The sequence below is a fragment of the Bacillus sp. AFS012607 genome (assembly GCF_002558005.1).
Taxonomy (GTDB): Bacteria; Bacillota; Bacilli; order Bacillales; family Bacillaceae_G; genus Bacillus_A; species Bacillus_A thuringiensis_S.
This window is the reverse complement of the sequence record NZ_NTVM01000118.1, coordinates 1-529: the sequence shown is the minus strand read 5'-3', so window position 1 is coordinate 529 and position 529 is coordinate 1. Positions and strand designations below refer to the sequence as shown.

Here is a 529-nt window from a genome sequence, read left to right as displayed (position 1 = left end):
GATTTCTTTTTATTAATTGGCTTATTAGTTGTAACGATGATTCTTAGGAATTTTGTACATGATTCCTTTCAATTACCATTTGTTATTTTCATGGCAGTTATTGCAATTATCATGATTTGGCGACCAAGTACGAATCCTCAAAAACGAATGTATGAAGTTTTGATTATTACATTGCTAAGAAGGAAAGGTGCATATTGCGCCATTGATAACGATCAATAAGGGAGGGATCACATATGGCGTTATTCAGCGAAAAAGATGTAGAGAAAGAAGAGCCAAAACAACTAGAAAGACCGAAGAAAAATGCATTTCGATTTAACGAAAAAAACGTAAAAGAATCAATTTCTGAACCAAAAGAAATTGTGAAGGTGGTACCTAACAAAAAGAAAGAAGAAAGAACAAAGGCAGAACCAAAAGTAAAAAAACAGAAGAAAGAAAAGCCAAAGAAAGACACTTTGAAAAAGAAAAATCCAAAACTGTTAGGTTTTTTATCTAGAAAAAAGAAAGAAGCGCCACCAAAGGTAAAGAAAAG

Annotated in this window: 1 protein-coding gene and 1 pseudogene; both read left to right on the top strand. The window is 32.3% G+C overall.

The genetic code is table 11. The features are described 5' to 3' along the window. A partial coding sequence (locus CN409_RS31195) for a DUF5592 family protein (RefSeq protein WP_098217987.1) occupies window positions 1-219 on the top strand: 219 nt, incomplete at its 5' end. Between the two features lie 14 nt (window positions 220-233). Then, a pseudogene (locus CN409_RS31190) lies at window positions 234-529 on the top strand (hypothetical protein); the annotation flags it as partial.